Source organism: Pseudonocardia lutea (genome assembly GCF_042658055.1).
Taxonomy (GTDB): domain Bacteria; phylum Actinomycetota; class Actinomycetes; order Mycobacteriales; family Pseudonocardiaceae; genus Pseudonocardia; species Pseudonocardia lutea.
This window is the reverse complement of sequence record NZ_JBHSQK010000003.1, coordinates 1-25,719: the sequence shown is the minus strand read 5'-3', so window position 1 is coordinate 25,719 and position 25,719 is coordinate 1. Positions and strand designations below refer to the sequence as shown.

Sequence of the window (25,719 nt, the reverse complement as noted above, 5' to 3'; positions counted from 1 at the left end):
GATGGTGCCTGGCGCATAACCACGCGTAAAGCGCGGAAAAGCCGGCTGTAACCTCTACTGCGCCGAGGAAGCGGTCAGTCGTCCTGACGCGTACAGGGGCGCGGTGATGTCCTGGACGATCGAGTTCTGGTGGCTGTGCACCATGCAGAGATCCCGCCAGATCCGGTCGGTGCGGCTGCCGGTGGCGAGCGCGCTGCTGCCGGCCGTACGCATGAGGATCCCCTCGACGGTGCGCCACGCCTTCTGTTGGGCGGCGAACGCGAGCCTGCCGACGTGGGCGTCGTCGACAACCGAGTAGCTTCCCTCGTTCTTCGCGGCGCGGGTGCTGTACTCCAGGAACAGGGCGGCGGCATGGTCCAGTCCGGCGACGGCGTCCGTGAGGGTGGTGGCAGCGTCGGCGTACCAGAGCTGGTAGGTGGGGTGCTCGCCGCGCAGCACCTGCGGTGGGAGTGCGGTCTTCTTGGACCGCAACATGTCCTCGTACTCGTCGAGCATCGCGAGGGCACCGCCGACAGCCAGGTTCGCCAGCTCGATGCTGAAGAAGGCGATGCCGCGGCCGTTGTAGATCGGACTGCGGTGCAGCCGGTAGCCGGGAGTGCCGCCGTCCACGTCGATGTCGACGATCGTCCGGTTCTGCAGGACGAAACGGTCGGGGACGAACTGCTCCTCAACCACGACGGTGTGTGAGGAGCTGCCGCGCAGGCCCAACAGTCGACCCCAGTCGTCCTCGAGCGACCACTGGGCGCGGGGCAGGACGAAGGTGTGCACGGCGGGCGACCCGTCGTCGCGAGGCTCGACACCGTGTCCCAGGAAGTGCGTCGCGTAAGCGCCGCCCGAGCCGTAGGGGAACCGGCCGCTGACGATCCAACCGTCCTCGACCCGGCGCATCCGGCCCGTGGGCGCGGAGGTGCCGTTCGCCATGGCGAAGGGCTCGGCGAAGATCTCGCGCTGGGCCTGCTCCGGCCACCAGGACGCGAGCCAGAGCACGTGCCCGGAGCTGAGGGTGAAGCACCAGGCGGTGCTCATGTCACCGCGGGCGAGCTCTCGGACGACGGCCATGTAGTCGGCTGCGGGCAGCTCGTAGCCGCCGAACGTGCCGGGGCGCATGAGGTTGTACAGCCCGGCCTGGGCGAGCTCAGCGTGCAGCTCCTCGCTGGGGTAGTGGCGGGCCTCGGTCGCGGCGGCCTCGGCCAGCAGCCGCGGGCGGAGCGCCCGCGCAGCCGAGACGGCGCGCTCACGGTCGAGCGTTTCGGGCTGGCTCGTCGGGTCGAGGGAAGGGAGATCGCGGGGTGGCACCGGCATGACGGCTCCTCGGGGTCGGTTGGGGAAGGGACGGGACGGCTACTGGGCGACGTAGCCGCCGTCGACGCTCAACTCGACGCCGGTGATGTAGGCAGCCTCGGAGCTGGCCAGGAAGGCAATGGCAGCCGCCACCTCCTCGGCGGAGCCGACCCGGCGCAGTGGCAGGCCCGCGCCGAGCGCTGCCTTGTCGGCGCCCTCCAGCATCGGGGTGGCGATGAACCCGGGATGCACCGAGTTGACCCGGACCCCGTCGGGCCCCCAGTTCACGGCCACGCCCTTGGTCATGGTCCGGACGGCGCCCTTGGCGCCGTGGTACGCGGGGGAGAGGCCGGCGCCACCGACGAGGCCGAACATCGAGCTGACGTTGACCACCGCACCGCGGGCGGCCTTGAGCAGCGGACCTGCGGCCTTCATGCCGAGGAACACGCCGGTCTGCAGCACGTTCGTGACGGCGACGTAGCCCTCCAGGGTGGTGTCCTCGATCGTCCGCAGGTCGCCGACGCCAGCGTTGTTCACCAGAATGTCCAGCCGATCGAGCTGGGCGGCGATCCACCCGACGGCGTCCGCCCACTCCTGCTCGACGGTGACGTCGAGCCGCAGGCCGTGAGCCGTGCCGCCCTTCGCGACGACCTCGTCGACGGCATCGTCGAGGACCGCGGAGTCCAGGTCCGCGAGCACGACCGTGGCGCCTTCGGCGGCGAGCCGCTCGGCAGTGGCACGGCCGATGCCGCTCGCTGCCCCGGTCACCAGTGCGACCTCGCCTGCGAACCGGGGACTCATGGGGCGACCTCCTCTGTCGGGCGGGCGTGGATCGGGGTGGCGTGCTCGGCCATGGTGATCACGGAGGTGATCCCGGTGCGGTCGCGTACGCCCGCGAGGCCCGCCTCGACCTCGGCCAGGGGGCGTACCGAGGTGACGAACAGCTCGGGACGCAGGACGCCCTTGTCGAGCAGGGCGGCGTAATGCGGGACGGTGCGGTGGATGTCCCCGCCGCCGGTCTGTGAGCTCGCGATCCGCCGCGAGCCGATGGCGAACTCCAGCCCCGGCAGTCGTACCGGCTCGTCCGGCGGCACCATCCCGGTGGGGACGACGGTGCCGCCGCGCCGGGTGACGGCGAAGGCCTGCTCCATCGCGGCCGTGCTGCCTACGGCCTCGAGCGCCACGTCGACCCCTCGACCGCCGGTCAGGTCCAGGATCCGGGCCACGACGTCCTCGATGCGGTCGACGACGTCGGTGGCCCCGAGTTCGGCTGCGACGGTCCGCCGCTCGGCCCGCGGTTCGACCGCGATGATCCGCTCGGCTCCGGCCAGCACCGCCCCGGCGATCATCCAGAGGCCCAGGTGGCCGCAGCCGAGCACGGCGACGGTGTCCCCGGCGCGGACGCGACCCACCTCGAGGACGGCCCCGAGGCCGGAGGTGATCCCGCAGCCGAGCATCGCCAGGTGCGAGGGGGGTGCGTCGCTCTTGATCGCGACGACGTTGCTCTCCCGGTAGAGCATGGTCTGTGCCCAGGTCCCGACGCCACCGTCGGCGTGCACGGTAACGGTGGGATCGTCGGCGAGCGTACCCACCGCGCGCCCCATTCCGTCCCAGATGTCGTCGCAGGCCCCGGGGCTGCCCCGCAGGCAGGCCCGGCATCGGCCGCACTGGGCGGAGCCGACCACGACGACCCGCGTGCCGGGCCGGAGGCCGGTACCGAGCCCGACCTCTTCGACCACGCCGGTGGCGGCGTGTCCGGGGACAAAGGGGCGTGGGGTGAGGCCGAGGCCGTCGGTGCTGAACAGGTCGGTGGTGCAGAGCGCGGCGGCGTCGAGCCGTACCGTCAGCTCGCCGGGCCCGGGCTCGCGCAGCAGCAGGGTGGTCTGCGCGATGCCGCCGGATCCCGCCGCGATCATCGCGGGGGTCGCCGTGGGGCGATCGGACACGGTCCCTCCTCGTCGAGGTCGAACGTGTTGGGCGTTGCTGCACCAGACGGTAGGATCGTCAGACGAAAGCTTCGTTGTCGTGATGCGCACACCGAGGGACGTTTCCTGCACGACCGTCGGGGCCCATCCGTCCGGCAGCCCGAGGAGGGGCCATGGTCGTTGCCCACAGCGCCCGGTTTCGTATGCGCGACTGGGTGCGGGAAGCGACGTACCGGCCGGTCGGGCGGGGCGCCGTCGAGGGCAGTGTCCTACAGGTTGACGTGGACGGCTGCCGGCTTGCCGAGATCCACGCCGACGCGCACATTTCGCGGCGGGATCCGGACGAGGAGGCCGACCCCGCGTCCCGGTACATGCTGTCCCTGCAGCTCGCGGGGACGATGTCGCTCGCCACGGACGACCGCCACATCGACCTGCGGCCCGGTGAGTTGGGCGTCTACCACAGCAGCAGACGTGCGGAGGTGATCGGTCGGACGGGCCACCGGAGCCTGTGCCTGATCGTGCCGGAGGCCGCCCTCGGGGTGCCACGCAGGCGGGTGCTCGCGGCCGAGGGCGTTCGGATCCCGGCGGACCGCGGCCTGGTCCCGGCTCTGGTTCCGCTGTTGCGCGCGCTCCCGGGCGTGCTGCCCCGCGTACCGGCCGCGCAGGCGCTGCGGGCACTGCGTTCGGTTGGGGACATGCTTGCTGCCGTGCTGCAGACCGAGGCGGACCTGCGCACCGGCGGGCCCGTTGATCCGAGACGGGACCTGTTGGACCGGATGCTGTGGCACATCGACCGGCACGCGGGTGATCCCGGCCTTGACGTGGCGCGGCTCGCGGCAGCGCACTTCGTGTCGGTGCGCCACGTCCACGACCTCTTCCGCGAGGTGGGGGAGACCCCGGCGGGGCGGATCCGTTCCCGGCGGATCGAGGGCGCGTGCCGGGACCTCACGGATCCCGCGTTCGACGACCTCCCGGTGGCCGCGGTCGGTGTGCGGTGGGGCTTCGCGAGCCCTGCCCGGTTCACCCGGACGTTCGCGGCGAGTACCGGGACGACGCCAGCGGCCTACCGCCGCGACCGTCGCGATGTCGGCCGAGCGGCTGACTCAGGCGGGTAGGCCGATCGCCCGCGCGGCCGCCTCGCTGCTGCGCGTGACGTGCTCCTCGACGGCGGCCACGGCGGCCGCGAGGTCACCCCGTGAGACGGCCGCGGCGACGGTCTCCAGCTCGCCCGCCATCGCGAGGGCGCGCTCGTGCTCGAGCAGCCCCGCCCGGATCACCAGTGCGATGTCGACCCGGAGGTCGGCGAGCAGGGCGATGGTGTTCGTTCCGCCCGCCCCGCGCAGCAGCGCGTGGTAGAAGCGGTCACGGGCGCGCAACAGGCACGCGGGCCCCGCGCCGTCGACGGCCAGCTCACGGAAGGCTCGGGCGGCGTCCTCCAGCGCCGCGCGCTGCTCGGCCGAGGCGTGCTCGAGGAAGCGCCGGACCGCGAGCGCTTCCAGCTCGCGGCGCACCGCGTCGACCTCGGCGAGCGCGTCCCGGGTGGGGACCCGCACCCGGGCAGCGAAGTCCGCGGTCAGCTCCACGACACCCTCGTCAGTCAGCTGGTCCAGGGCCAGTCGGATCTCGTCGTTCGGGGCCCCGGATCGGGTGGCGATCTCGGTAAGACTCAGCTCGCCGTCGACGACGACCTCGCCCGCGAGGATCCAGACGCAGATGCGGTCCCGTAGCTCACCGTGTTCGGGCCGCGACGCCCGAGCGCCTTCGTGGTGCACGAGGCAGACGGTACGGGGTTCGGCCGGCGGGTGACAACGAGTCCGACGTGGTCAGTCGGCCCGTTGCCGCCACTCGCGGACGGCGAGGTCGGCCACCGCTCTGGCCGCAGGAGAGAGCCTGCGCCGGGGAGTCCAGGCGAGCACGACGGCCTCGCCCGCGGAGGGCAGCGCGACCGGCCGCGGCGCCAGCGGCAGCCCCTCGTAAGTGAGGTCCCCGTGCGGGCGCAGGACCTGCAGGCTGTATCCGAGACCCCGACCGACCAACGACCGGACCAGCTCGAAGGACGTGGTGCGGTAGCGGATGTCCGGGGTGACCCCGGCCCGGGCGAAGGTCTCGAGGGCGTGGTGGGCGCCGGGTGAGGTCTCCAACAGGATGAACGGCTCGGTGGCGAGCTCACGCAGGTCCACCTCCGGCGCGTCGGCCAGTCGGTGGTCGGCGTGCAGCACGACGTGCAGCGGGGTGGGAAGCAGCACGTGGGTGGACACGTCGGCGAGCAACTGGAGGTTGGACACCACGGCGAGGTCGACGGCGCCGGAGTCCAGCTCGGCGAGCAGGGCCTGGGTGTCGCGCAGGTCCAAATCGAGGCGCACCGACGACAATTCGGTGGCGCAGGCGTCGACGATCGGAGGAAGCAGCAGCGGAGCCAGACCGGACGTACAGCCCAACGACACCGTACCCGACACCGGGTCCTCGGCTAATGACGACAGCGCGGCCGCGTCCCGTAGCAGGTCCGCGGCCCGCCCGACGAGGTGGCGGCCGCTGGCGGTGAGCTCGACCCCGCGCGCCCGTCGCCGAACGCACAGCTGGCTCCCGAGTGCTCGTTCGAGCTCGGTGAGCGCGGTGCTGATCGCGGACTCGGAGACGTGCTGGTTGACCGCCGCGGCGCTGATCGAGCCCGTCTCGGCGACCGCTACGAAGTACGCCAGCTGGCGGAGGGTGAACCGCGGGTGCACACCCTGATCTTACTGAAGAACTACGGCCTCTTCCTTGAAACAGCCGAGGTTCTCGGACTACCGCAAGTGTTAGTACGGGCCTATCGTCATACAATCGCTGCCGGCTAGCGCGGCGCGAACTGGGTTCCACGCCTCGACGAGGAGACACATGAACGCCCCTGCCCCCGGCACGTCGGCCGCGCCGTCACCACGAACGGTCGCCACCGCGAGCTTCGTCGGCACCACCGTCGAGTACTTCGACTTCTTCATCTACGGGACGGCAGCGGCCCTCGTGCTGCCGAAGCTGTTCTTCCCGAGCGGGAGCACGTTCGCAGGCGTGCTGGCCTCGTTCGCCACGTTCGCGATCGGCTTCCTCGCCCGGCCGATCGGTGGGATCGTCTTCGGCCACTACGGCGACCGCATCGGCCGCAAGGCCATGCTCACGCTCACGCTGGTCCTCATGGGCGTGGCGAGCTTCTGCATCGGGCTGCTCCCCACGTACGCCTCGGTCGGGGTGCTCGCCCCGCTGCTGCTGGTGTTCCTCCGCCTGGTGCAGGGCTTCGCGTTCGGCGGGGAGACCGGCGGTGCCCTGCTCATGGCTTACGAGTACGCCCCGCCCGGCAAGCGCGGGTTCTTCACCAGCCTTCCACAGGTCGGGCCGGCGGCCGGGGTGCTACTGGGCAACGTCGCGTTCCTGCCGATCGCCGCGCTGCCGGAGGAGGCCTTGTTCTCCTGGGGATGGCGGATCCCGTTCCTGGCCAGCATTCTTCTGGTGATCATCGGTGTTGTGATTCGCCAGCGGATCCCCGAGACCCCGCAGTTCGCGAAGGTCAAGGCCACCCGAGGGGTGGCCAAGCTGCCGATCGCGGAGGCGTTTCGCAGGCACTGGCGGGAAATCCTGCTGGTGACGGGCGGTTTCCTCGGATTCGGCGCGTACAGCGCGGTGCTCTTCACCTACATGGTGAGCTTCGCGACCACGCACGCGGGCGTGAGCCGATCGAGCATCCTCAGCGCGGTTCTGATCTGCACCGCTGTCCAACTGGTCACCATCCCGTTGGGCGGCGCGCTGTCGGACCGGTTCGGGCGCGGCGCGCTCACGGCTGGCGGAGCAGTGCTCGCTGGGATCGGCGCGTTCGGGATGTTCGCCGCGGTGCAGAGCGGCAACTTCGCCGTCATGGTCACCGCCTACGTCCTGATCGGCGCAGGGATCTACTCCACCGCCTACGGCGCGCTGTGGGCGACGTTCGTGGAGGCCTTCGACACCCGGGTCCGCTACTCCGGCATGTCCCTGGGTTTCCAACTGTCCAACGTGTTCGGGTCCGGCTTCGCGCCGCTGATCTGCACGGTGCTGCTGCAAGTCACCGGTACCGCGATGGCGCCCGCCGCGTTCGTGGCGCTGCTGATGCTGATCTCCGCAGTCTCGCTGGTCTTCCTGGTTCGCCGGGCCAAGCGGATCGTGGCGGCGGCGGACGCCGAGCACGCACCGGACGCGGAGGCACCGGGGCCGCTGACATCTGAACCCGCCTAACATCGGCACCGCCCGACCAGACGAGGAGGGGCCCGGAGCGCGACATCGTCTCGCTCCGGGCCCCGTTCCGTGTTTGCCTCAAGCGGCGGGAGGGCGTGGGTGGAACCGACCGAAGCCGCCGCGGTAGTAGGCCAGCGGCAGGCCGTCGCCGATTCGGGCCGCCGTCACCCGCGCGATGAGCACCACGTGCGTGCCGGACTCGATGTCCTGCTCCACCTCGCAGACCAGATGGGCGTGTGCGTCGGCGAGCAGTGGGATCCCGCCCTCCTCGAGGGTGCCGATTCCCCGGAACTTGTCCTCGCCCTTACCGGCGAATCGGGCAGCGAGCGCGGCCTGTTGCTCAGTGAGGATGTTGACGGCGAACCGGCGGGCCTGGCGAATGGCTGCACAAGTGTTCGACGTCCGGTTGAGGCACACCACAACCGACGGCGGATCGTCGGAGAGCGAGGTGAACGCGCTCGCGGTGCCGCCGTGGAGCACGCCCTCGTGGGCGGTGGTGATCACGGTGACACCGGAGGCGAACCGCCCTACGACGTCACGGAACGTCCGGCGGTCGAGCACCCCGGGCGGTGCGATCTGGACGGACGGTTCGAGGGTCACGGGACTCCCCTTTCGGTCAGCGCTGAGACCGCCAGCGTGCGCGGTCTTTGCGCAGACCGCAATACCGTCATACAATCTGGGCGACTCAGGGAGGAGCTCACATGACTCAGCGCCCGCTCGAAGGAGCCGTCGCCGTCGTCACCGGTGCGGCCGGAGGGCTGGGGGCGGCGTCGGCCGCCCGATTGAGCCGGGACGGCGCCTCGGTCGTGGTCGTCGACCTGGACGGGGCTGCCGCGGAAGCGGTCGCCAAGGATCTCGCCGGGCCCGCGCTCGCCGTCGCCGCAGATGTGTCGAACGAGGCCGACGTGCAGGCCTACATGCAGGCCGCGGTGAAACGGTTCGGCCGCGTCGATCTCCACCATCTCAATGCCGGCATCCCCGGCACCACGGCGGCGCTGGTCGACGTGGAGGTCGAGGACTTCGACCGGGTCATGGGGGTGAACGTGCGCGGGGTGTTCCTCGGGCTGCGCGAGGCGTTCCGCCGCTACCGGACCCAGGGGGCCGGAGGCGCGATCGCCGTCACCGCGTCTATCGCGAGCCTGCGCGGCAGCTCGGACCTATTCGCCTATCACGCGTCCAAGCACGGCGTGATCGGCCTGGTGCGGAACGCAGCCGTGTACGGCGGGCCCCTAGGCATCCGGGTCAACGCCGTCGCGCCCGGGATCGTTCCGACCCCCCTGTTTGGTGGCGCGTCGGGTCCCGGTAGCGGCGGGGACATGGCGCGTCGCGCCGCGACCACGCCGCTGCGCCGCGCGGGCACGCCGGAGGAGATCGCTGGGGTCGTGGCGTTCCTACTCGGTCCGGACTCCACCTACATGACGGGTGAAACCGTGTCGGTCGATGGTGGCGCCTCGGCGGTCAACACCGTGCGGCCCTCCGGTGGCGCCGGCGCCTGGGACACCAGCGAGCTCGACGCGCGAACGGCTTTCCAGTGAGGGACACGTCGTGGTGGGGAGCTCCGGTCGGCCGCGGCAGGCTGGCCGTCGTCGCGGTCCACGGTCGCGACCAGGACCCGGAGACCATGCGGGACGTGGCGGAGCGGGCGGGCTACGCCGACGCCGCGTCGCCAATCACCTGGCTGGCTCCGGCGGCCTCCGGGCGCACCTGGTACCCCAAGCGCTTCACCGATCCTCGGGCCGAGAACGAGCCGGACCTCACGGCGGCCCTGGCAACCGTCGAGGACGCGCTGGCTGAGCTCGCGACCTGTGGCTTCCCCTCGGACCGGGTCGTGCTGCTCGGCTTCTCGCAGGGCGCCTGCCTGCTGGCCGACGTGCTCGTCCGGACCCCGCGCCGGTTCGCGGCCGCGGCCCTGCTGACCGGTGGCTACATCGGCCCCCCGGGCTTCCGTCCGGAGGTCGCGGGCGGGCTGGCCGGTGTGCCGGTGCTGCTCGCTACCAGCTCTGTGGACTCCTGGGTGCCGCTAAAGCGGGTGCAGGAGACCGCCGAGGTGCTCGCCGGCGCCGGCGCCCACGTCGATCTACGGGTCGACGACGACCCCGTCCACCAGGTCAACGACGCAACAGTCGGGGCCGTCCGCGCGCTGCTCGCCGACCGGCTCTGACACCCGACCCTCGGCGTCCGCAAGGCGCCCCGAGAGGACCACCATGACCGACATCCTGATCGCCCCCGCCGGGCAGCCCGCGACGACGCCGTCGCCGGACGAGCTCCTGAAACGCGCCGTCGCATTCCGTGACCGGCTCCGCGCGGGTCAGGCCGCCGCCGAGGAGGAGGGGGCCTACCCGGCCGAGCTGCACGAGGAATTCCTCGCCGCCGGCTTCTTCCACATCCTGCACCCGCGTCGTTACGGCGGACTCGAGCACGACCTGGAGACGTTCTTCCGGGTCGTCATCGAGATCTCTCGTGGCGACCCGGCAGTCGGGTGGGCGCTGTGCCTGTCCGCCGGGCACGCGTTCCATCTGGCGTCCTACTTCGGCGAGCAGGCGCAGGAGGAGCTGCTGGGAGGCGGTACCGCGTTCGTCGCGCCGTCGCGCACGCCCCCGACCGGTAAGGCCGTCCCGGTCGACGGCGGCTATCGCGTGACTGGACGGTGGGACTACTGTTCGGGCTCGCGATACGCGACCCATGCCATGGTCGTCGCGATGGTGCCCGGCGCAGACGGGCCGCCCGCGCAGCACATGGTCGTGGTCCCGCGTTCCGGCTTCACCATCCTCGACGACTGGGGCGGCGGGGCCACCCTGGGTATGCAGGGGACCAGCTCGAACACCATCACCGTCGAGGACGTGTTCGTTCCCGCGCACCATGCGGTGCCCTACGACTTCCGCGACCGGGACCCCGGCGCAGAGGGCACCCCGGGCTACCGGCTGCACCGCAACCCGCTCTATCTCGGCCGGACGCTGACCTTCTTCAACGGCGAGTTGGTGGCCACCCAGGTCGGCAACGCGTTCGCGGCGCTCGACGAGTACGAGGAGCTGATGTCCAAGGCGGCCAGCTTCCCGCCGCGGCGGCCGCGGGTCGAGACCCCGGAGTACCAGCAGTGGTTCGGCGAGATCACCGCGTTGGCAGACGCCTCGGAGATCGGTCTGCTCGGCGCCGCCCGCCGCTACGCGGAGCTCGGTCGCCGCTGGGAGCGCACCGGCGAGGTGTTCACGGTGGAGGAGGATGCCCGGATTCGCGGTGTCATCCTGCAGGCGGCCAAGCAGGCGACCCAGGCGGTCGACATCGCCTTCTCCACGGCGGGCTCGTCCGCGGCCAAGCGCGGATCGCGGATGCAGAAGTACTTCCGCGACGCAGCGATGTTCCGCACCCACATCGCCGCGCAGTACGACGTCGTGTCCGCCGCCTACGGCCGCTTCCACTTCGGCGCGCCGCTCACCTTCTGACCGGGAGTCGACATGCACAGCTTTCCCCGGCCGCAGCGCAGCCACCTACACGTGGTTCGGACACCGCTCGAGGGCACATGCCCCGAGTGCGGCGCCGCCGACCTGGCCGGCTACCCCGTCCTCGGCGAAGGCGGCTGGTGGTCGGTCGTCAAGTGCCAGACCTGCCTGGCATCGGTCCGGCGGGATCCCGCGCCGCAGCTCGGGTCGTTCACTCCACTCGGCAGCGCCTGAGCGCCCGACTGTCCAACGAAGTACAGGAGACACGATGTTCGGAGTCGACGTCGGAGGCACGTTCACCGACGTGGTGGCCGTGCGGAACGGACGCATCCAGGTCACGAAGGTGCCCAGCAGCCGGTCCGACCCGGCCGGATCGGTGGTGGAGGGAGCCCGTCGCCTCGGCGTCGCCGACAGCGCCGTGTTCAACCACGCGAGCACGATGGGACTCAACGCCGTCCTCGAACGGCGGCTGCCCAAGATCGGGTTCCTGACCACGGAGGGGTTTCGGGACATCCTGGACCGAGGGACAGTGCACCGCCCGCTCGACGGGCAGACCGATCCCGCCTGGCGGCGGCCCTTCGGGGACGCCGCGAAGCCGCTGGTGCCGCGGTACCTGCGTCGCGGGGTCCGCGAGCGGATGGGCGCAGCCGGGCAGATTTTCCGCCCGCTCGACGAGGACCACGCCCGCGCCCAGTTGGAGCTGTTGGCCCGCTGCGACGTCGCCGGGGTGGCGATCTGTCTGCTCAACGCCTACGTCGACCCCCGGCACGAGGTGCGGCTGCGCGAGCTGGCCCGAGAGGTCCTTGGAGCGGACGTCGCGATCTCGATCTCGTCGGAGACCTCGCCGCTGGCCAAGGAGTACGCCCGCGCGTCGACGACGGTGATCGACGTGATCATGAAGCTGCTGTTCGGCGAGTACTCGACCCAGCTGCACGAGGGATTGGGTGAGCTCGGATTCGCCGGCGCGCTGAACTACGCCGACTGCGCCGCCACGCTCCTGCCGTGGGACGCCGCCATGGAGGTGCCCTACCGCATCGTGTTCGCCGGCCCGGCGGCGGGCACCGTCTCCAGCGTCCGGCTCGGCGCGGCGATCGGGCGGACCCACCTGATCTGCGCGGACGTCGGAGGCACCTCCACCGACGTATCCCTCGTCATCGACGGCGCACCGTTCGTGCAGAACACCTTCGAGCTCGAGCACGACCTGGTGATCAATGCATTGTCCACCGAGGTCACCAGCGTGGGCGCTGGCGGCGGCAGCCTGGTGACCGTGTCGCCCTCCGGCGCCATTCAGGTCGGCCCGGGCAGCGCGGGCGCCGAACCCGGACCGGCCTGTTACGGCCGCGGCGGCACGGTCCCCGCGGTCACCGACGCCTGCCTGCTCATGGGCATCCTGCGCCCGGCGGGCTTCGCCGGCGGCGAGTTCGCGCTCGACGTCGACGCCGCCCGGGCGGCGTTCGAGGCGCTGGACACCCCGGTGCCGTTCGAAGAGCGGGTGCGCAGCGCCTACCAGCTCGCGGTCGCACACATGGCGGAGGAGATCACCAACGTTGCCGTGCGACACGGCGTCGACCCCCGCGACTTCAGCCTCGTCTCCTATGGGGCGGCCGGTCCGATGCTTCTGCCCGCGGTGCTCGACCTCGTGCCCCTGCGTGAGGCGATCATCCCGCCCTACCCGGGGCTTTTCTCCGCGCTGGGGCTGCTCTCCGCCGACCAGGTCCACTACGACAGCCGCAGCGCCTACGTCGTGCTCGGCCCGGACACCGCCGACCGCGTCGAGTTCGTGTTCACCGAGATGGAGAGCACCCTGCGCGCCCGGGTTGGCGACGCCGCAGATGAGCTGCCAATCCGACGCACGCTCGACGCCCGGCTCGTCGGGCAGTCCTGGGAAACCCCGTTCGTCGAGGTCCCGGACGGCCCCATCACCGCCGAGACGGTGCACGCCCTTGTGGAGCGCTTCCACCAGGCTTACCAGGCGCGTAACGGCAACCGGTTCGACGCTATCCCGGTTGAGGGCGTCACCTACCGGGTCCAGCTCACCGTGCCCGCACAGAAGGTCGAGTTCCCGGTACTGGCGCGGGCCGACGCGGACGGTGGGGAGACGATCCCCGACTCGGTGCAGACGCTGCACCACCTGACCCCCGAGCCCGTCACGGCGGGGGAGTTCGACCGGACCACACTCGCCCCGGGGTCGCGGATCATCGGACCCGCGGTGATCCGCGAGGAGCTGTCCACCACCGTCGTCCTGCCGGGCCAGCGCGCCACAGTCGGCGACCTTGGCGAGATCGTCATCGAGAGGACAGAGCGGCCATGACCCTCACCCGACCGGATCTGGACCAGACCGGCCTGCGTGCACTGGACGAGGCGGCCTTCCGGGAGCGCTACGGGTGCGACCGTTTCACCGCCTCGGTGCTCGGCAACCGCTTCGGCTACCTCGTCGAGCACATGAGCGTCCGGCTGCTCAACGGCGCCTTCTCACCCGTGCTGCGTGACTTCTACGACCTCGCCGCCACGATCAGCGGCCCGCCCGAACTCGGCTACCCGGTCCCAGCGGCCAGCAACGGAATCGTGCTCATGGCGGGTACCACCATCGACGCCGTGCGCAACGTCGTCGAGGAGTTCGGGGCGGAGCGCCTGGTACCGGGCGACGTCCTGGTCGCCAACGACCCGTACCGGACCGGAAACCACAACAACGACCTGCTGTTCACCCGGCCGGTCTTCGTTGACGGGCGCATCGCCGCCTTCCTGACGATCAACGCCCACCAGCTGGACATGGGCGGGGTGGTACCCGGCGGGTTCAGCTGCACCAAGCGCAGCGTCTACGAGAACGGGCTGGTCATCGCCCCCCAGCTGTTCGTACACGCTGGCGAGCCCGTGGAGTCGGCCTGGCATCTGCTGTTCGACAACGTCCGGATGGCCGAGGTGATCCACCCCGACCTGCGCACCCTGCTGTCCTCGCTGGAGCTCGGCGAACGCCTGCTGCTCGAGTCGGTGGACCGCTACGGCGTTCGCTCCGTCCACGGGGCGATGCGCCACGCCTGCGACGAGGCCGCCGAACGAATGGCGGACGGGCTGCGCAGCTTGCCGGACGGCGACTGGACCGGGATGGAACTCGTCGACTGTGACGGCGTGGACGACTCCGAGGAGTACGAGATCCACGTCGCTGTGCGAAAGCGCGGCGAGCGCGTCGAGGTCGACCTCTCCGGGACCTCCCGGCAGGCCCGAACGTCGATCAACGCAACCGCGCTGGACGTGAAGACGACGGTCGGCGTCGCGCTCAAGTACTTCTTCGACCCCACCGGCCGGTTCTCGTCCGGGCTGTACCGCAACGTCGACGTCATCATCCCCGAAGGGACGATCGTCAGCGCCCTACCGCCGGACGGGGCGGTGTTCATGTACTTCGAGCAGAACCAGGCTGTCATCGGCGCGCTGCTGCGAGCACTGGCAGGCGCCGTCGGCGAGGCCGCTGTGGCGGGGGACCGCGGCTGCCCGGACCTGCACACCGCCTTCGGGGTGGACGAGGCCGGGAGGCCGTGGGTCTCCGCCATGCAATGCGGCGGGGAGATCGGCCCGCTCGGTGCGAACCGTTTCGGCGACGGCGAAAGCCAAGCGATGACCTACCAGGCGAACGGTGTCGCGCCGGAGATCGAGGCCATCGAGTCGGAGAGCCCCGTCGTGGTCCTGCGACACGAGCCGGTGCCGGACACCGGCGGCGCAGGAACACATCGCGGCGGGGCCGCGATGCTACGTGACTCGGCCTGGCTGACGGAAGCCTCGCACACGCTGAATGAGCTGCGGTACAAGCGCGCCCCCGGGTTCGGGGTGTGCGGAGGCGGGACGGGCGCCACCGGCGGGATCTGGCACTTTCCCCCGGACGGCTCCGGTGTGCTTCCCGATCCCGGTGTCGGCGGCGAGGCATACCGGGACGCCGTCCCGTTGGCCGGGGTCATCGACGCGAACTCCCACCTGCCCAGCCGTGACGGCGAGTACCTGTACCCCTTCCGCACCACGGCCCACCCGACCGCCCCGCTGGCTGTGCTCCGCTACCGCACCAACGGTGGTGGCGGCTGGGGCGACCCACTTGCCCGGAACCCGCAGGCGGTCCTCGTCGACGTCCGGGACGGGTACGTCACCGTGAAAGGCGCTCAGCGCGACTACGGCGTCGTCGTGCTCGGCAATCCCGAACACGACCCCGAGGGCTTGGAGATCGACGAGGCCGCCACCACCGCACTCCGCAACGGAACGAGGACGAGATGACGAAGGCCGCTGTGCTGGTCGAGCTGGGCAAGCCACTCGAGGTCATCGACGTGGCCCTGGCACCGCCCGCCCCCGGCCGAATCCTGGTGCGTACCGGCGCGACACCCTTCTGCGCGACCGACGTGCTCAACGCGCAGGGGCTGTTCGGCAAGGTCCCGCCCACTATCCTCGGGCACGCGTCCACCGGGGTGGTCGAGGAGGTCGGCCCCGAGGTGAGCGGTGTAGCCGTCGGGGACCGGGTCGTGGTGCACGGCACCGCTGAGTGCGGCCGCTGCTTCTACTGCGTCCGAGGCCGCCCCGACCAGTGCTCGGTCATCTTCGACCGGCCCGCGGGCCCGCCCGTCGTCGGCACCCTGCCCGACGGTCGCTCGGTCACCGCGGCGGGCAACGTCGGCGGGTACGCCGCGATGATGTCCGCGGACGCCCGACAGGTCGTCCCCGTCACCACCTCGCTGCCCGACGCGGTGCTTGGCATGCTTGGTTGCGGGGTCACCACAGGCCTGGGATCGGTGTTCAACGTCGCCCGGGTCGTCCCCGGCAGCGACGTCGCCGTCGTCGGGTGCGGGCAGCTGGGCCTTTGGACGATCCAGGCCGCAGTGCTGGCCGGCGCCTCGCGGGTCGTCGCGGTCGATCCGGACGTGACGCGGCGAGAGCTCGCCGTGAGGTGCGGCGCCACCGACGTGGTGGACCCGGCGGAGGCGGACCCGGTAGAGCAAGTCCGCGCACTCACCGGCGGATACGGCGTGTCGTACGCGATCGAGACGGCGGGCCCGACCGACGCTCAGCGGGACGCGTTGCTGATGACCCACCGGGCCGGAACCGTGGTGCTGACGGGCTGTGCGCCCACCGGCTCCCAGGTTGTGTTCCCTCAGGTGCCGCTGGCCATCCAAGGCCGCGCTGTGCTGAGCAGCCAGAACGGGAACGTTCGCATGCATCACGACATCCCGCGGTACGTCCGGCTGCTGGAGGAGGGCCGGATCGACCCGACCCCCATTCTCACCCGCACGTACAAATTGGAGCAGATCAACGACTCGCTCGCGGATTCTCGGGACTTGCGCGGCGTGACCACCGTGCTGATTCCGTGACCGCGGGAACCGCTCAACTGCGAGACGAGGTCGCTCTGGCGACCGGCACCGGCTTGAGAAGCGGGCCGGTCACGGCGCAGCGCTTCGTCGCTGAGAGGCCGCGGGTGGTCCGCCGCCGTCTGCGCGCGGACGACGTGAGCTGCTTCGTCATCGGCCGGGTGTTCAGCGTCAATGACGGCTTCGCCGCCTGACTTAAGGAGGACTACGTGCTCACCCACACCGTGCTGTTCCGTCTCCGTCGACCGGTCGACCCGGCCGCGCGGCAGAAGCTGATCGCAGGGCTGCACGCCTTCGGGACCGAGGCACCGTTCGCCGCCGGCCCCGTCTCGGTCGAGACCGATCTGCAGCTTCGGGACGCCGCCAACCCGCGTGTCGCAGACGTCGCCTTGGTGACGACCTTCGGCACCACCGAGGACTTCGCCGCGTACCTCGACCACCCGCTGCACCGGGCCATGGTCGCGGACCTGCTCGAGCCCCTGTGCGAGAGCTGGCTGTCGGTCCAGAACGAGACGGCGTGAAAATCGGTCTGCACCTGGCCGACCTCACTTGGGGGGCGGGCCGGCCACGTTCGCGGACGACCTGACTCGGGTCGCTACGGAGGCCGAGGCCGCGGGGTTCGACCGGATCAGCGTGATGGACCACGTGTGGCAGACTCGCCGCCCACGGTCCTCCGGAGCACGACATGCTCGAGGCCTACACGCTGCTCGGGTACCTCGCCGCCCGCACCGCGCGGGTCGAGCTGGTGCCGTGGGTGACCGCGGTGACCTACCGGGAGCCTGGGCTGCTGGCGAAGCTGGCCAGCACGCTGGACGTGCTCTCCGGCGGCCGGGCCTGGCTCGGCCTGGGAGCGGGCTGGAACGCGGAGGAGGCCGCCGGGCTGGGGCTGCCGTTCCCGCCGCTCGCCGAGCAGAGGCGGCCGCGACGATCGAGCCGGTCGAGCAGGCCCTTGACGAGGAAGAACAGCGCCCGCAGGCCCAGCAGCGCGAAGGCGTTGGCCGTGAAGACGATGTAGGGCTCCTCGGTCACCCCGAAGACAGCGGGGATGGAGTCCAGGGCGAACAGCAGGTCGACGCTGCCGATCGCGATGAGCACGATGAAGAGCGGGGTGACCATCCGCCTGCCCTCGAGGCGGGTGGTGAGCCGACCACCGACGTAGTCGGGAGTGACCGGCAGGAGGCGGCGGGCGGCCTTGACCATCGCGTTGCCCTCGATGTCGGGATCCTCGTCGCGGTGCCGGAACAACTGCACGGCCGTGTAGATCAGCAGCAGGCCGAAGAGCAGGAACATGAAGGAGAACAGCGACAGCAGCGTCGCGCCCACCGCGATGAAGATCGCCCGCATGATCAGGGCGAGGACGATCCCGAAGGTGAGCACCTTGTGCTGGTGCTCCTCGGGCACCGCGAACGTCGTCATGATGATGACGAAGACGAAGAGGTTGTCGACCGACAGGCTCTTCTCCACCACGTAGCCGGCGAAGTACTCGGTGCCGGGGCCGCTGCCGTAGGCGAGGGTGAACCACACGCCGAACACGACGGCCACCGCGATGTAGAACACCGACCACGCGGTGGCCTCGCGGAAGCCGACGCGGTGCGGCCGGACCGCGGCCAGCACGAGGTCCACGGCGAGCAGGGCCAGCACGAAGGCGATGGTGAGCGCCCAGGTCCGCCCGCTGATGTCGAGCACGCCGGTCTCCGTCCTGTCGGTCGGTGGGTAGCCTCACGCCAGTGCCGGCGTGCCCGCAGGTGGGGGTGCTCGCCGGATCGACGGCTAACCCGGCGGCACGGTGGTCAGGAGGCGAGGTCGGCGGACGTAGCGTCCGATGCGTTCTGTCGAGTCGAGGTGCGCGGCGGCAACCCGGGCGCACAAGACGCAGAGCGGCCCCACGACCAGAACGACGGGCATCGGGCGGATAGTGACCGAAGGCTCTAGTCGCCTTCCTCGCGCGGGAAGACGGTGAACCGGCCACTCCGTCGGCGCAGGGAGGTGGCGAAATGGGAACCTACTGAGCCATCGTGACCGCCAGCATCGCCGCGCTGGTCTCGTTCGGGGCAGTCGGGGTGGCCAACGCCGCGCCGGCGGCTTCAGCACGGGTCAACTCGTACGTCGCGCTGGGCTACGCCGAATCGATGTCGGCCGTTGAGGCCGTCGCCGCGACCACCCAGCAGGACGCAGTAGTCGGGGCGAGAGCCGCCTGTCAGGCGCATAACGCCAGCGACTGCGGTGCCCCATCTGGGTCCACAACGGGTCGGTGAGCCCAGCGGCGGACAACCCGTATACCCCCGGAAGCCCGTCCGGCCCTTGGGGCACCGGCTGGGGCCCCAGCGAGGACGTCGCCAAGCGGCAGGCGCAACGTATCTGCCAACAGAACGGTGGAACAGCCTGCATCGTCCGCGTTACCTATTCGTCCCCCGGGAACGACGACGGACAAGTCGAGGTGGCGGCCCCGTCTGACCGAAAAGCGCCGGATCTACTCCGTGGGCCGCGCTGTGGTCGGCCTGATTTACCTAGGATTCAACCCATTTCTTCATCAGGCGAACGGCGGTCATTTCATGAGGAGTGGTCGATTGGCGCGCATCAAGTCGGCTGCCGCGCCGGCCGGAGTCGGCATGCACGTCGCCGCCGTCGTTCGCCGATGCCACATCTGCTCTTCGGAGTTGTCGGTGTGTCCGCTTGGGGCGCCCGAACTGTGACACTGTGAGACAGTACTTTCGCTGGGGCGTGGGCCATAGCTGGCCGAGGAAGCAGGTGGTCGACGGATGACCCGCGTTTCTCGCCCTGCTTGGTGTGTGGCGACGCCGGTGCAGCTGGAGGATCTGCTGTGGTTGGCCTATCGGAGTGCCTCGGCCGGGTCGCGCAGGCACGGCGGTCTGGCGGCAACAGGTGCGTGGGTCCTCGGGCGTCGGGCTGGCCCTGTGACGGGGCGGTTGGAGCAGCCGGTGACGAAGGCGCTCGCCGAGGCGGAGATGTGGGCGGCGAGCACGGTGGGGGAGCCGACGGCGGTCCTGCGGTCGGTGTGTCAGCAGCTTGAGGTGCCGTATGTCGAGGCGCAGGCCGTCGGGGCGCGTTGGGCTGAGGGTGTGTACCGGGCGCTGCGGTGGCTGACTCGCACCGGCGGGGAGCCGTGTCCGCTCGAGTTGCCGGTGCGTGGCAGGGACGGGCGAGTGCTGTCGGTGGACGAGTTGGTGGAGTGGGCGATCAGCACTGCCCCGCACAAGGCGTGGGAGCCGGAGGATCGTGCGGCCCTGCGCCGCCGTGCCGAGGTGAAGGCGCAGCGGTCGCGGGAGCTTGCAGGTCTGATCGAGGAGACTCGTCGGCGGGCGGCCTCCTAGCGGTCGAAGGCCAGGTCGGTGTCGTGGGTCTGCTCTGCCTCGTGGTCGCGTTGTGACCAGAGCGTGAGCTGGGCGGCGCGTTCGGCCTGTTCCTCCGCCTCGTGATCGGCGTCGAAGGCGTCCCTGGCGTGGATCTCCGCGAGGGCCAGCTGTGCCCGTCGGATGGCGTCCGTGGTGCTCTCGAAGGTTGTCTCCAAGCTTGTCGGTTCGCGGCGGCGAGGTGCCGGGTCGGCGCCGCGGGTTGTGTCGACGTTGTCGGCGAGGTCGAGTTCGGTGATGGGCCGATGCTGGTCCTCGTGTGCCTGTTCGTGCAGGTGGGCTTGTAGCCATTCGTCGGCGGTGACGGCGGGTTCGGTGTCGAGTCTGACGCCGCGGGCGGAGAGTTCGGCGCGGGCTCGTTCGGCTCGGTCTCGGGTGCCGATGGTGTGCAGGTACCAGGCGGCGCGGGCGTCGTCGATCGCCTCCAGCTCGGTGGCGTGCGCGCTGAGCGCGGCGGCCTGCTCGCGGGCGCGGTGTGCGGCGTCGCGGAGGCGCTCGGCTTCGGTGGGGTCGGTGAGGGCGGCGGCGTGGGCGGTCCAGATTTCGGCGTCGGTGTGGTGGGCGTGGATGCGGCGGTGGGTGTCGGCGAGTTCGTCGGCGACGTAGTCGGGTGCCCAGTCGAGTTCGCGCGTGTAGGCGGCGACGCGGACGCGGAGTTGCCCGTCGGTGGCTTCGGCTTCGTCGGCGCCGTGGTCGGGCAGGTCGAGCGCTTGGTGGGCGGTGCGCCAGAGTGCTGCCTTCTCGGCCAGCCCGGCGGGTGGGGCGGCGCCGAGGGGGTCGGCGGGCTGGTCGTGATCGGCGAGTTCGCGGTAGGCCGCGGCCCAGCCGGCCTTCTCGATCCATGCCGTGCGGGCGTGTTCGTCGTCGGGGACGGGGCCGAGGGCGTCGATGGCCCAGGCAGGTCGCTCGTCGGCGGTCGTGCGGCCGAGGGTGTGGCGGCGTTCGTCGGCGGCGTGAGCGTGGCGGTGAAGGAGCTGGTGCCATTGGTCGGGCAGGCCGTCGGGGACGAGGTCGGCGGCGGAGTCGATGGCGGGGGTGAGTTGGCCGTCGAGGCTGGTGCGGATGCGGTGGTGCAGGACCTGGGCGGGGGAGCGGGCGGTGCCGAGGGTCTGCACCCGGACGGCCTTCTCCAGGGAGTCGGCGGGGTCGTGTCCGGCCAGCTCGACCCGGCCGAGGAGCTGGTCGAGGGCGTCCATGGCGGGGTCGGCGGCCAGCGCGAGTCGCTGGTCGGCGGTCAGGGCGCCGGTGTGGGTGAGCTGGTCGAGGTGGGTGGCGGTGCGGCCGGCGAGGACACGGTTGACGCCGTCGGCGAGCCGGTCGAGGTGGCGCTGCATGGAGGCGGCCTGGTCGAGGGAGTCCTCGTGTTCGGCGAGCGCGGAGAGGCGCAGGTCTTGATCCAGGATGTCGGCGAGCACGGCGCGGCCGGCGCGGGCCTCGACGGTGGTCACTTCCCCGATGGGTGAGTCCTCGCGTCGGTGGGTGGTGACCGCGTAGGCGGTGTTGCGCTCCCGGCCGCGGGTGAGCCCAACGTAGGTGGCGGGCAGGTCGCTGCCGGGGCCGATGACGGCGTGCGCGGTGTCGACGGTGCAACCTTGGGCGGCGTGCACGGTGGAGGCGTAGCCGAGCGCGAGATCGTTCTGGACGTAGGCGGGCGGCAGCGTCAGGGACGCACCGGTGGGGTGGGCGACGCGCAGCGATCCGTTGTCGAGGACGTCGGTGACGCGGTAGGTCTCGCGGTTGATCGGGGCGCGGGTGTTGCCGTGCTGGCCGAGGAGCTCCCAGCCGTTGCGGCGGGCCTGGACCAGATCCCCGACCCCGGCGGTGGTGCCCTGCGCGGTGAGCTCGACACCGGTCTCGTGGACGTGGCCGAGCGCGACGAGCTGGGTGCGGAGCTGGGTGGACAGGCGTGCGGCGGCTTCGTTGGAGCCGACGAGCAGGATGGAGTCCTTGCCGGCGAGGGTGTCGGCGAGCCAGGCGCGGGCGGCCTTGGCCTCGGCCTGTTCGCGGGGGCCGGCGTCGATGATGCGGCCGTGGCGGTCGTAGTCGGCGATGGCGGTCTGGTCCCCGGCGCGTAGGCGGAGGGAAGCGTCGCGTTCCCAGGGTTGGGTGAAGCGGCGGACCTCGGCGAGGTGGTAGCGCAGGCCGTGTTCGGCGAGATCGGCGAGCGCGCCGCCGGGCCCGACGGCGGCGAGCTGACGGGGGTCGCCGACGAGCAGGAGCTTCGCCCCGGCCTGGGTGACCCTGTCGTGGATGGCGGTGAGATCGGTGGTGGCGGCCATCCCGGCTTCGTCGACCACGACCAGGCTGTCGCTGCTCAACTGGGTGTCGCTGGCCAGCCAGCGGGCGGTGTTGACCGAGGGCAGCCCTTCGTCGGTGAGCACGTTGGCGGCTACCTGGGACGGGGCGAGCCCGATGATCTCGCGGCCGGACGCGGTCCAGGCTTCGGCGATCGCGCCGACGGTGAACGACTTTCCCGTTCCCGCGGCCGCGGACAGGATTTCGACCCGAGCGCTCGAGGACAGGATCCCGATGACCGCGGCCGCCTGGTCGGCGCCGAGCTCGTGGCCGGACTCGGCGAACCGCGACACCACGGCCTGGGCTTGTTCGGCGGTGAGCGCGGGGGCGCCGCGTTCGACGGCGGCGAGGCGCAGGTGTCGTTCGGCGGCCATCTGCCCGACGGTCGTGTACTTGGCCCCGCCCGGGCGCTGGTAGACCGAGCGGCCGTCGGCGAGGGTCAGCTCTGCGGGCATCGCCGCGGTGTCCTCGTCGGGAGCGGAGAGTCGCACGGCGCGGTCGAGGGCGTGGTCGGTGAGCTGGTCGAGCAGCGTGCGGATGTCGGCGGGGTCGAGGGCGAGCCCGGCGGGCAGCGCGTCGGAGATCGCGCGGGTCAGATCCGAGCGGGTCCAGGACTGGCGACGCTCGGCGGCGGTGGTGAGCGCGCGTTCGATGGCATCCTCCGGAGACCAGCGCTCCGCGTCCGGCTGCCGCTGCGCCAGGGCCAGGACCGTGTGGGCGACCTCGGCGAGCCCGCCGGTAACGGCGGTGCGGGTCTCGGCCTCCCACCGGTCCAACCGCTGCTCGAGGGTTTCGGTGTTGTGGGCTTTCGCGGCCCGGGTGGCCAGGGTGGCCTGCTGGGACAGCCGGGTGCGTTCCAGGGGCGAGGGTTCGCGGCCGAACCGCTCGGTGAAGGCGTCGACGTAGGTCTGGGTCTTGGCGGTGATCGCGCGGCGGCGGGAGGAGAACAGGTCCAGCACCTCCCGGCGGATCCCGGTGATCTCCCGGCCGTGGCCGTCCGGGCGGGCGGCGAACCGCACCCCGAGCGCCCGCGTGAGATGGGATTCCATCACCCGTTCTCCCACGGCTCCCGCCGCGCCGCGATGGTCGTGAATCGCTCGCCCGTCCAGCGCCCGCCAGCTCCCGTCCGCACACGGCACGCGGTTGAGGATGGCTTGGTGGACGTGCAGCTGCGGGTCGCGGTCGCGGGAGTCGTGCTGCAGGAACTGGGCGACCACCCACTCATGGGCGTCGGTCCATCTCCCGGCGCCCCCGCCGTGGTGCCCGACGCGGGCGTAACCGGCCACGTCGGCGAGGTAATCGATTGAGGCGCGGGCGCCGGCCAGCACGGCGTCCTCCACCGCGCGGCGGTGCTGCCCCCAGGCTGCGGCGGCCTCGCGGTCGCCGGCGGCGCGGGCGTCGTTCTCGGCGCGCTCGAACGCCACCCCCAACACGGTGACCGACTTCGGGGCTGAGAAGGTGACGTCGATGAAGCTCACCGCCTGCCGGGCGGAGCGCTCGGCTTGGCGACGCAATTGCGCCCGCTCCTCCGGCCCCGCGTCAGGGCGAGTGGCGAGCAGGTCGGCGAGCAAGTCCTCGGGGGTGCGGTACTTGCGGTGCGCCGGCGCGAACGTCTCGGCCTGTCCCCATGTCGCCCGGGATCCGGTGGCGGGGTCTCGGGGATCGAGAAGATGGCTGTAGACGGCCTCCATCACATCCGCGTCCACCTCGCCGCGCAGGCCCAGCAGCTGCGCGCCCGCGCCGTACCAGAGCCCTGCCGGCTCACCGGCGGCGACCGCGCCGGTGTAGTAGCCCTCCCGGCCGCTGGCGACCGGCCCGGTCAGATACGCCACGTCATGCCCGGTGGAGATGCTCAGCACGACCACACCACCCTGCGAGGCGGCGCGGTGGAGGCGACGCGGAGCGGGGCCCGGCGGCCCGCGGGGCGCCCCTGGTGATCGTGATGCATAGGTGTGCGTCGGTTCGTGATCTTGAGTAGTTGATATTGAAAGCAGGGTTGTCGAGGCGGCTGGAGGGTCATGGCTGGTGGCTCCGGAGGTGGCGTTGTTGTTCGTGGCGGGCTTGGGCGAGGAGGTCGTCGGTGACGGTCGGGGGTGAGCCGGTGCTGGCCCAGGAGGCGGCGATGATGCGCAGCTGAGAGGCCAGCGGGGCGGTGTCTTGGCGCTGCGGCAGGTACTGGCCGGGGGCGTGGCGGGACAGCTCGCAGGAGCCCGCGGCGGTCTTGATCCGGCGCACCACGCCGGGACGGAGTCGGTCGTGCCAGTCCCCGACCTTCTGCCACGAGGGGCCTGGGCGGCCGACTGTGCCGGCGGTAATGAAGACCAGGCCGTAGGCGTCGTTGTAGGCGCCGCGCAGCCAGTGCAGCTCCTCGACGATGTCGGCGTGCCAGGCCCAGCAGGAAGGCAGCAGGGCGTCGGAGTAGCGCAGGTACACCGCGGCGAGCCAGTCGGCGAGGTCCTCTAGATCGGCCACCGCTGTGTCGACATCCGGGGTGCCCAGCCAGGGCCGGACCGGGCTCGCCGGCGCCGGCGGCTGGGCGCTGGTGGGGGCGGCGGCGAGCTCGGCGAGAGTGCCGGCCAGCTCGCGAACGAGGGCGTCGAGTTCTCCCACTCGGCGGGTGGTGCGCTCCAGGTCCCGGGAGAGTGCCACCACCCGTGCCTCGGCATCAGCCGACACCACGCACCTCCCACGCCCGCGGAGCCGGCTCCCGGCCCTCGCTCACTGATGGCTGCAGCTCACTGGTGCCGACGGCGAGGTGGGATGTCGCGGGAGGCGCTACGGGAGTGCTGGCGGGAGGCGGGAGATCCGAGTGGGAGACCTCCCGCCCGGCGGGAGAATTTGCTGGCTCGGCCTCCCAGCCCTCCCACTCTTCTTGGGCTTGGGTGCGCGTGTGGGTGCGGACGTCGCGGCGCTTCCACGCCATGCGCACCCGGCCGAGGACCGGTGGCATCCCGCGTCGGATGAGCAGCACCCGCCCGAACGGGAGGTTCGCCAGCTGTGCGGGCGCGATCACCGGGACCCGCCGCACGGTGCGGGACAGCACGACACCGTTGTCGTCGGTGGTGGCGACCGGCTCGTCGCGCTCGCCGGCCAGCGCCGACCAGTAGCCCAGATCGTCGCGGTCGCGGGTGCCGCCGAAGACCATGACCGAGGCGGTGTTGTTCAGGATGATCGCCGCGCCGGTCTCGCCCCACCGAGCGACGAGCTGGGCCCGGGACTGGAACGCAGCGACGATCGCCACCCCGCGACCGCCCATGTCCGCGGTCCACGACTCGAGCGGAACCGGCGAGATCAGCGCAGCCTCGTCGAGGGCCAGCATCAACGGCGGATCCAGCCGCCCAGACGGCTTCCTCGCGGCCAGGCGTCGAGCCTCGCGGGCGATGTGGCCGGTCAAGGCGCAGACCAGCGGCGCCACCTGGCTCTCGTCGGCGCCGAGCAGGTAGATCGTGCCCTGCGAGCGCAGCAGCTCCTCGACGTCCAGGCCGGGGAGCCCTCCGCGGTGAGACGCAGCCGCCGTGGCTGCGGGCGAGCTCAGCCAGCCCAGTGCGGGCATGACGGTGGACGTGATCGACGACCGGGTGCGGTCGTTCGTGGTCAGGAACTGGTTGGCGTCCTCGACGTAGGCCCGGATCGGTGACAGCCGCAGCAGCGAGGTGACCTCGTGCTTGTGCTCGTCCGGGTCGGCCACCCACGCCAACACCGTGTGCATCTCGCGTCCGCCGAGCGCTGCGGCGTGCAGGAATGCAGTCAGAACCCGTCGGGCCTGGGCCTCCCAGTACTCACGGTCGCCGCCACGAGCGACCGAGCCTGCCGCTAGGACGTGTTTAAGAAAGCGCGGCGG

General features: G+C 71.4%; 21 protein-coding genes and 1 pseudogene. 12 read left to right on the top strand and 10 right to left on the bottom strand.

The genetic code is table 11. The features are described 5' to 3' along the window. Positions 1-54 precede the first annotated feature (54 nt). From ACFQH9_RS01055 to ACFQH9_RS01045, 3 genes are read right to left on the bottom strand one after another with little or no spacing between them, the layout of a single operon-like run. Positions 55-1,302, bottom strand: a complete 1,248-nt coding sequence (locus tag ACFQH9_RS01055; protein WP_379563163.1) for an acyl-CoA dehydrogenase family protein — start codon at positions 1,300-1,302, stop codon at positions 55-57. Between the two features lie 39 nt (positions 1,303-1,341). After that, entirely contained in the window at positions 1,342-2,082 is a 741-nt protein-coding gene (locus ACFQH9_RS01050; protein ID WP_379563161.1) for an SDR family NAD(P)-dependent oxidoreductase, read from the bottom strand. After that, complete coding sequence (locus tag ACFQH9_RS01045; RefSeq protein WP_379563159.1) at positions 2,079-3,227, bottom strand: zinc-binding dehydrogenase; 1,149 nt, start codon at positions 3,225-3,227, stop codon at positions 2,079-2,081. Before ACFQH9_RS01045 ends, ACFQH9_RS01050 begins: the two co-directional genes overlap by 4 nt. Positions 3,228-3,379: 152 nt before the next feature. Between ACFQH9_RS01045 and ACFQH9_RS01040 the strand changes: the two genes are divergently transcribed. Then, entirely contained in the window at positions 3,380-4,321 is a 942-nt protein-coding gene (locus ACFQH9_RS01040) for a helix-turn-helix domain-containing protein (protein WP_379563157.1), read from the top strand. On the opposite strand, the gene ACFQH9_RS01035 is transcribed toward ACFQH9_RS01040, so the two are convergent. Together ACFQH9_RS01035 and ACFQH9_RS01030 are read right to left on the bottom strand one after the other, a co-directional pair. Continuing rightward, positions 4,310-4,978 (bottom strand): GntR family transcriptional regulator, encoded by a 669-nt coding sequence (locus tag ACFQH9_RS01035; protein ID WP_379563155.1) that lies wholly within the window; start codon positions 4,976-4,978, stop codon positions 4,310-4,312. The genes ACFQH9_RS01040 and ACFQH9_RS01035 overlap by 12 nt on opposite strands. Positions 4,979-5,029: 51 nt before the next feature. Further along, entirely contained in the window at positions 5,030-5,932 is a 903-nt protein-coding gene (locus ACFQH9_RS01030) for a LysR family transcriptional regulator (protein WP_379563153.1), read from the bottom strand. 148 nt (positions 5,933-6,080) lie between these two features. Here ACFQH9_RS01030 and ACFQH9_RS01025 point away from each other — a divergent pair, with 148 nt between their 5' ends. Next, positions 6,081-7,439, top strand: a complete 1,359-nt coding sequence (locus ACFQH9_RS01025; protein WP_379563151.1) for an MFS transporter — start codon at positions 6,081-6,083, stop codon at positions 7,437-7,439. 78 nt (positions 7,440-7,517) lie between these two features. On the opposite strand, the gene ACFQH9_RS01020 is transcribed toward ACFQH9_RS01025, so the two are convergent. Further along, on the bottom strand, positions 7,518-8,000 hold the full coding sequence (locus ACFQH9_RS01020) for a flavin reductase family protein (RefSeq protein ID WP_379563149.1): 483 nt from the start codon (positions 7,998-8,000) through the stop codon (positions 7,518-7,520). A gap of 140 nt (positions 8,001-8,140) precedes the next feature. On the opposite strand from ACFQH9_RS01020, the gene ACFQH9_RS01015 reads away from it, so the two are divergent. The 9 genes and pseudogenes from ACFQH9_RS01015 to ACFQH9_RS00975 all read left to right on the top strand — a co-directional run. After that, positions 8,141-8,974, top strand: a complete 834-nt coding sequence (locus tag ACFQH9_RS01015) for an SDR family NAD(P)-dependent oxidoreductase (protein ID WP_379563147.1) — start codon at positions 8,141-8,143, stop codon at positions 8,972-8,974. Further along, positions 8,971-9,600 carry an alpha/beta hydrolase gene (locus tag ACFQH9_RS01010; protein ID WP_379563145.1) on the top strand — a complete coding sequence of 210 codons (630 nt, stop codon included), beginning with the start codon at positions 8,971-8,973 and terminating at the stop codon, positions 9,598-9,600. Before ACFQH9_RS01015 ends, ACFQH9_RS01010 begins: the two co-directional genes overlap by 4 nt. 43 nt (positions 9,601-9,643) lie before the next feature. Further along, on the top strand, positions 9,644-10,879 hold the full coding sequence (locus tag ACFQH9_RS01005) for an acyl-CoA dehydrogenase family protein (RefSeq protein WP_379563143.1): 1,236 nt from the start codon (positions 9,644-9,646) through the stop codon (positions 10,877-10,879). 265 nt (positions 10,880-11,144) lie between these two features. After that, the gene (locus tag ACFQH9_RS01000; RefSeq protein ID WP_379563141.1) at positions 11,145-13,187 is read left to right on the top strand and encodes a hydantoinase/oxoprolinase family protein; all 2,043 of its coding nucleotides are present in this window, start codon (positions 11,145-11,147) and stop codon (positions 13,185-13,187) included. Then, positions 13,184-15,130, top strand: a complete 1,947-nt coding sequence (locus ACFQH9_RS00995) for a hydantoinase B/oxoprolinase family protein (protein WP_379563139.1) — start codon at positions 13,184-13,186, stop codon at positions 15,128-15,130. The genes ACFQH9_RS01000 and ACFQH9_RS00995 overlap by 4 nt, the downstream gene beginning before the upstream one ends. A gap of 11 nt (positions 15,131-15,141) precedes the next feature. Further along, positions 15,142-16,215, top strand: coding sequence for a zinc-binding dehydrogenase (locus ACFQH9_RS00990; RefSeq protein WP_379563137.1), 1,074 nt, complete (start codon positions 15,142-15,144; stop codon positions 16,213-16,215). Beyond that, entirely contained in the window at positions 16,212-16,406 is a 195-nt protein-coding gene (locus tag ACFQH9_RS00985) for a hypothetical protein (protein ID WP_379563135.1), read from the top strand. The genes ACFQH9_RS00990 and ACFQH9_RS00985 overlap by 4 nt, the downstream gene beginning before the upstream one ends. A 15-nt stretch (positions 16,407-16,421) precedes the next feature. Continuing rightward, positions 16,422-16,733, top strand: coding sequence for a Dabb family protein (locus tag ACFQH9_RS00980; RefSeq protein ID WP_379563133.1), 312 nt, complete (start codon positions 16,422-16,424; stop codon positions 16,731-16,733). A 164-nt stretch (positions 16,734-16,897) separates the two neighbouring features. Then, positions 16,898-17,050 (top strand): annotated as a pseudogene (locus ACFQH9_RS00975) (LLM class flavin-dependent oxidoreductase); the annotation flags it as partial. Here the strand turns inward: ACFQH9_RS00975 and ACFQH9_RS00970 are convergent. After that, a complete protein-coding gene (locus tag ACFQH9_RS00970; RefSeq protein ID WP_379563131.1) occupies positions 16,981-17,898 on the bottom strand; it encodes a TerC/Alx family metal homeostasis membrane protein in 918 nt (305 codons plus the stop codon). The pseudogene ACFQH9_RS00975 and the gene ACFQH9_RS00970 overlap by 70 nt on opposite strands. A 1,253-nt stretch (positions 17,899-19,151) precedes the next feature. On the opposite strand from ACFQH9_RS00970, the gene ACFQH9_RS00965 reads away from it, so the two are divergent. Further along, positions 19,152-19,544, top strand: a complete 393-nt coding sequence (locus tag ACFQH9_RS00965; RefSeq protein ID WP_379563129.1) for a hypothetical protein — start codon at positions 19,152-19,154, stop codon at positions 19,542-19,544. Here ACFQH9_RS00965 and mobF read toward each other — a convergent pair. The 3 genes from mobF to ACFQH9_RS00950 form a co-directional block, all read right to left on the bottom strand. Continuing rightward, positions 19,541-23,737 (bottom strand): MobF family relaxase, encoded by a 4,197-nt coding sequence (gene mobF / locus ACFQH9_RS00960; RefSeq protein WP_379563127.1) that lies wholly within the window; start codon positions 23,735-23,737, stop codon positions 19,541-19,543. The two genes, ACFQH9_RS00965 and mobF, sit on opposite strands and share 4 nt — an antisense overlap. A 157-nt stretch (positions 23,738-23,894) precedes the next feature. Continuing rightward, positions 23,895-24,554 (bottom strand): hypothetical protein, encoded by a 660-nt coding sequence (locus ACFQH9_RS00955; protein ID WP_379563125.1) that lies wholly within the window; start codon positions 24,552-24,554, stop codon positions 23,895-23,897. Then, positions 24,544-25,719: type IV secretory system conjugative DNA transfer family protein (locus ACFQH9_RS00950; protein WP_379563123.1), on the bottom strand; the 1,176-nt coding region annotated here is incomplete at its 5' end. The genes ACFQH9_RS00955 and ACFQH9_RS00950, both read right to left, overlap by 11 nt.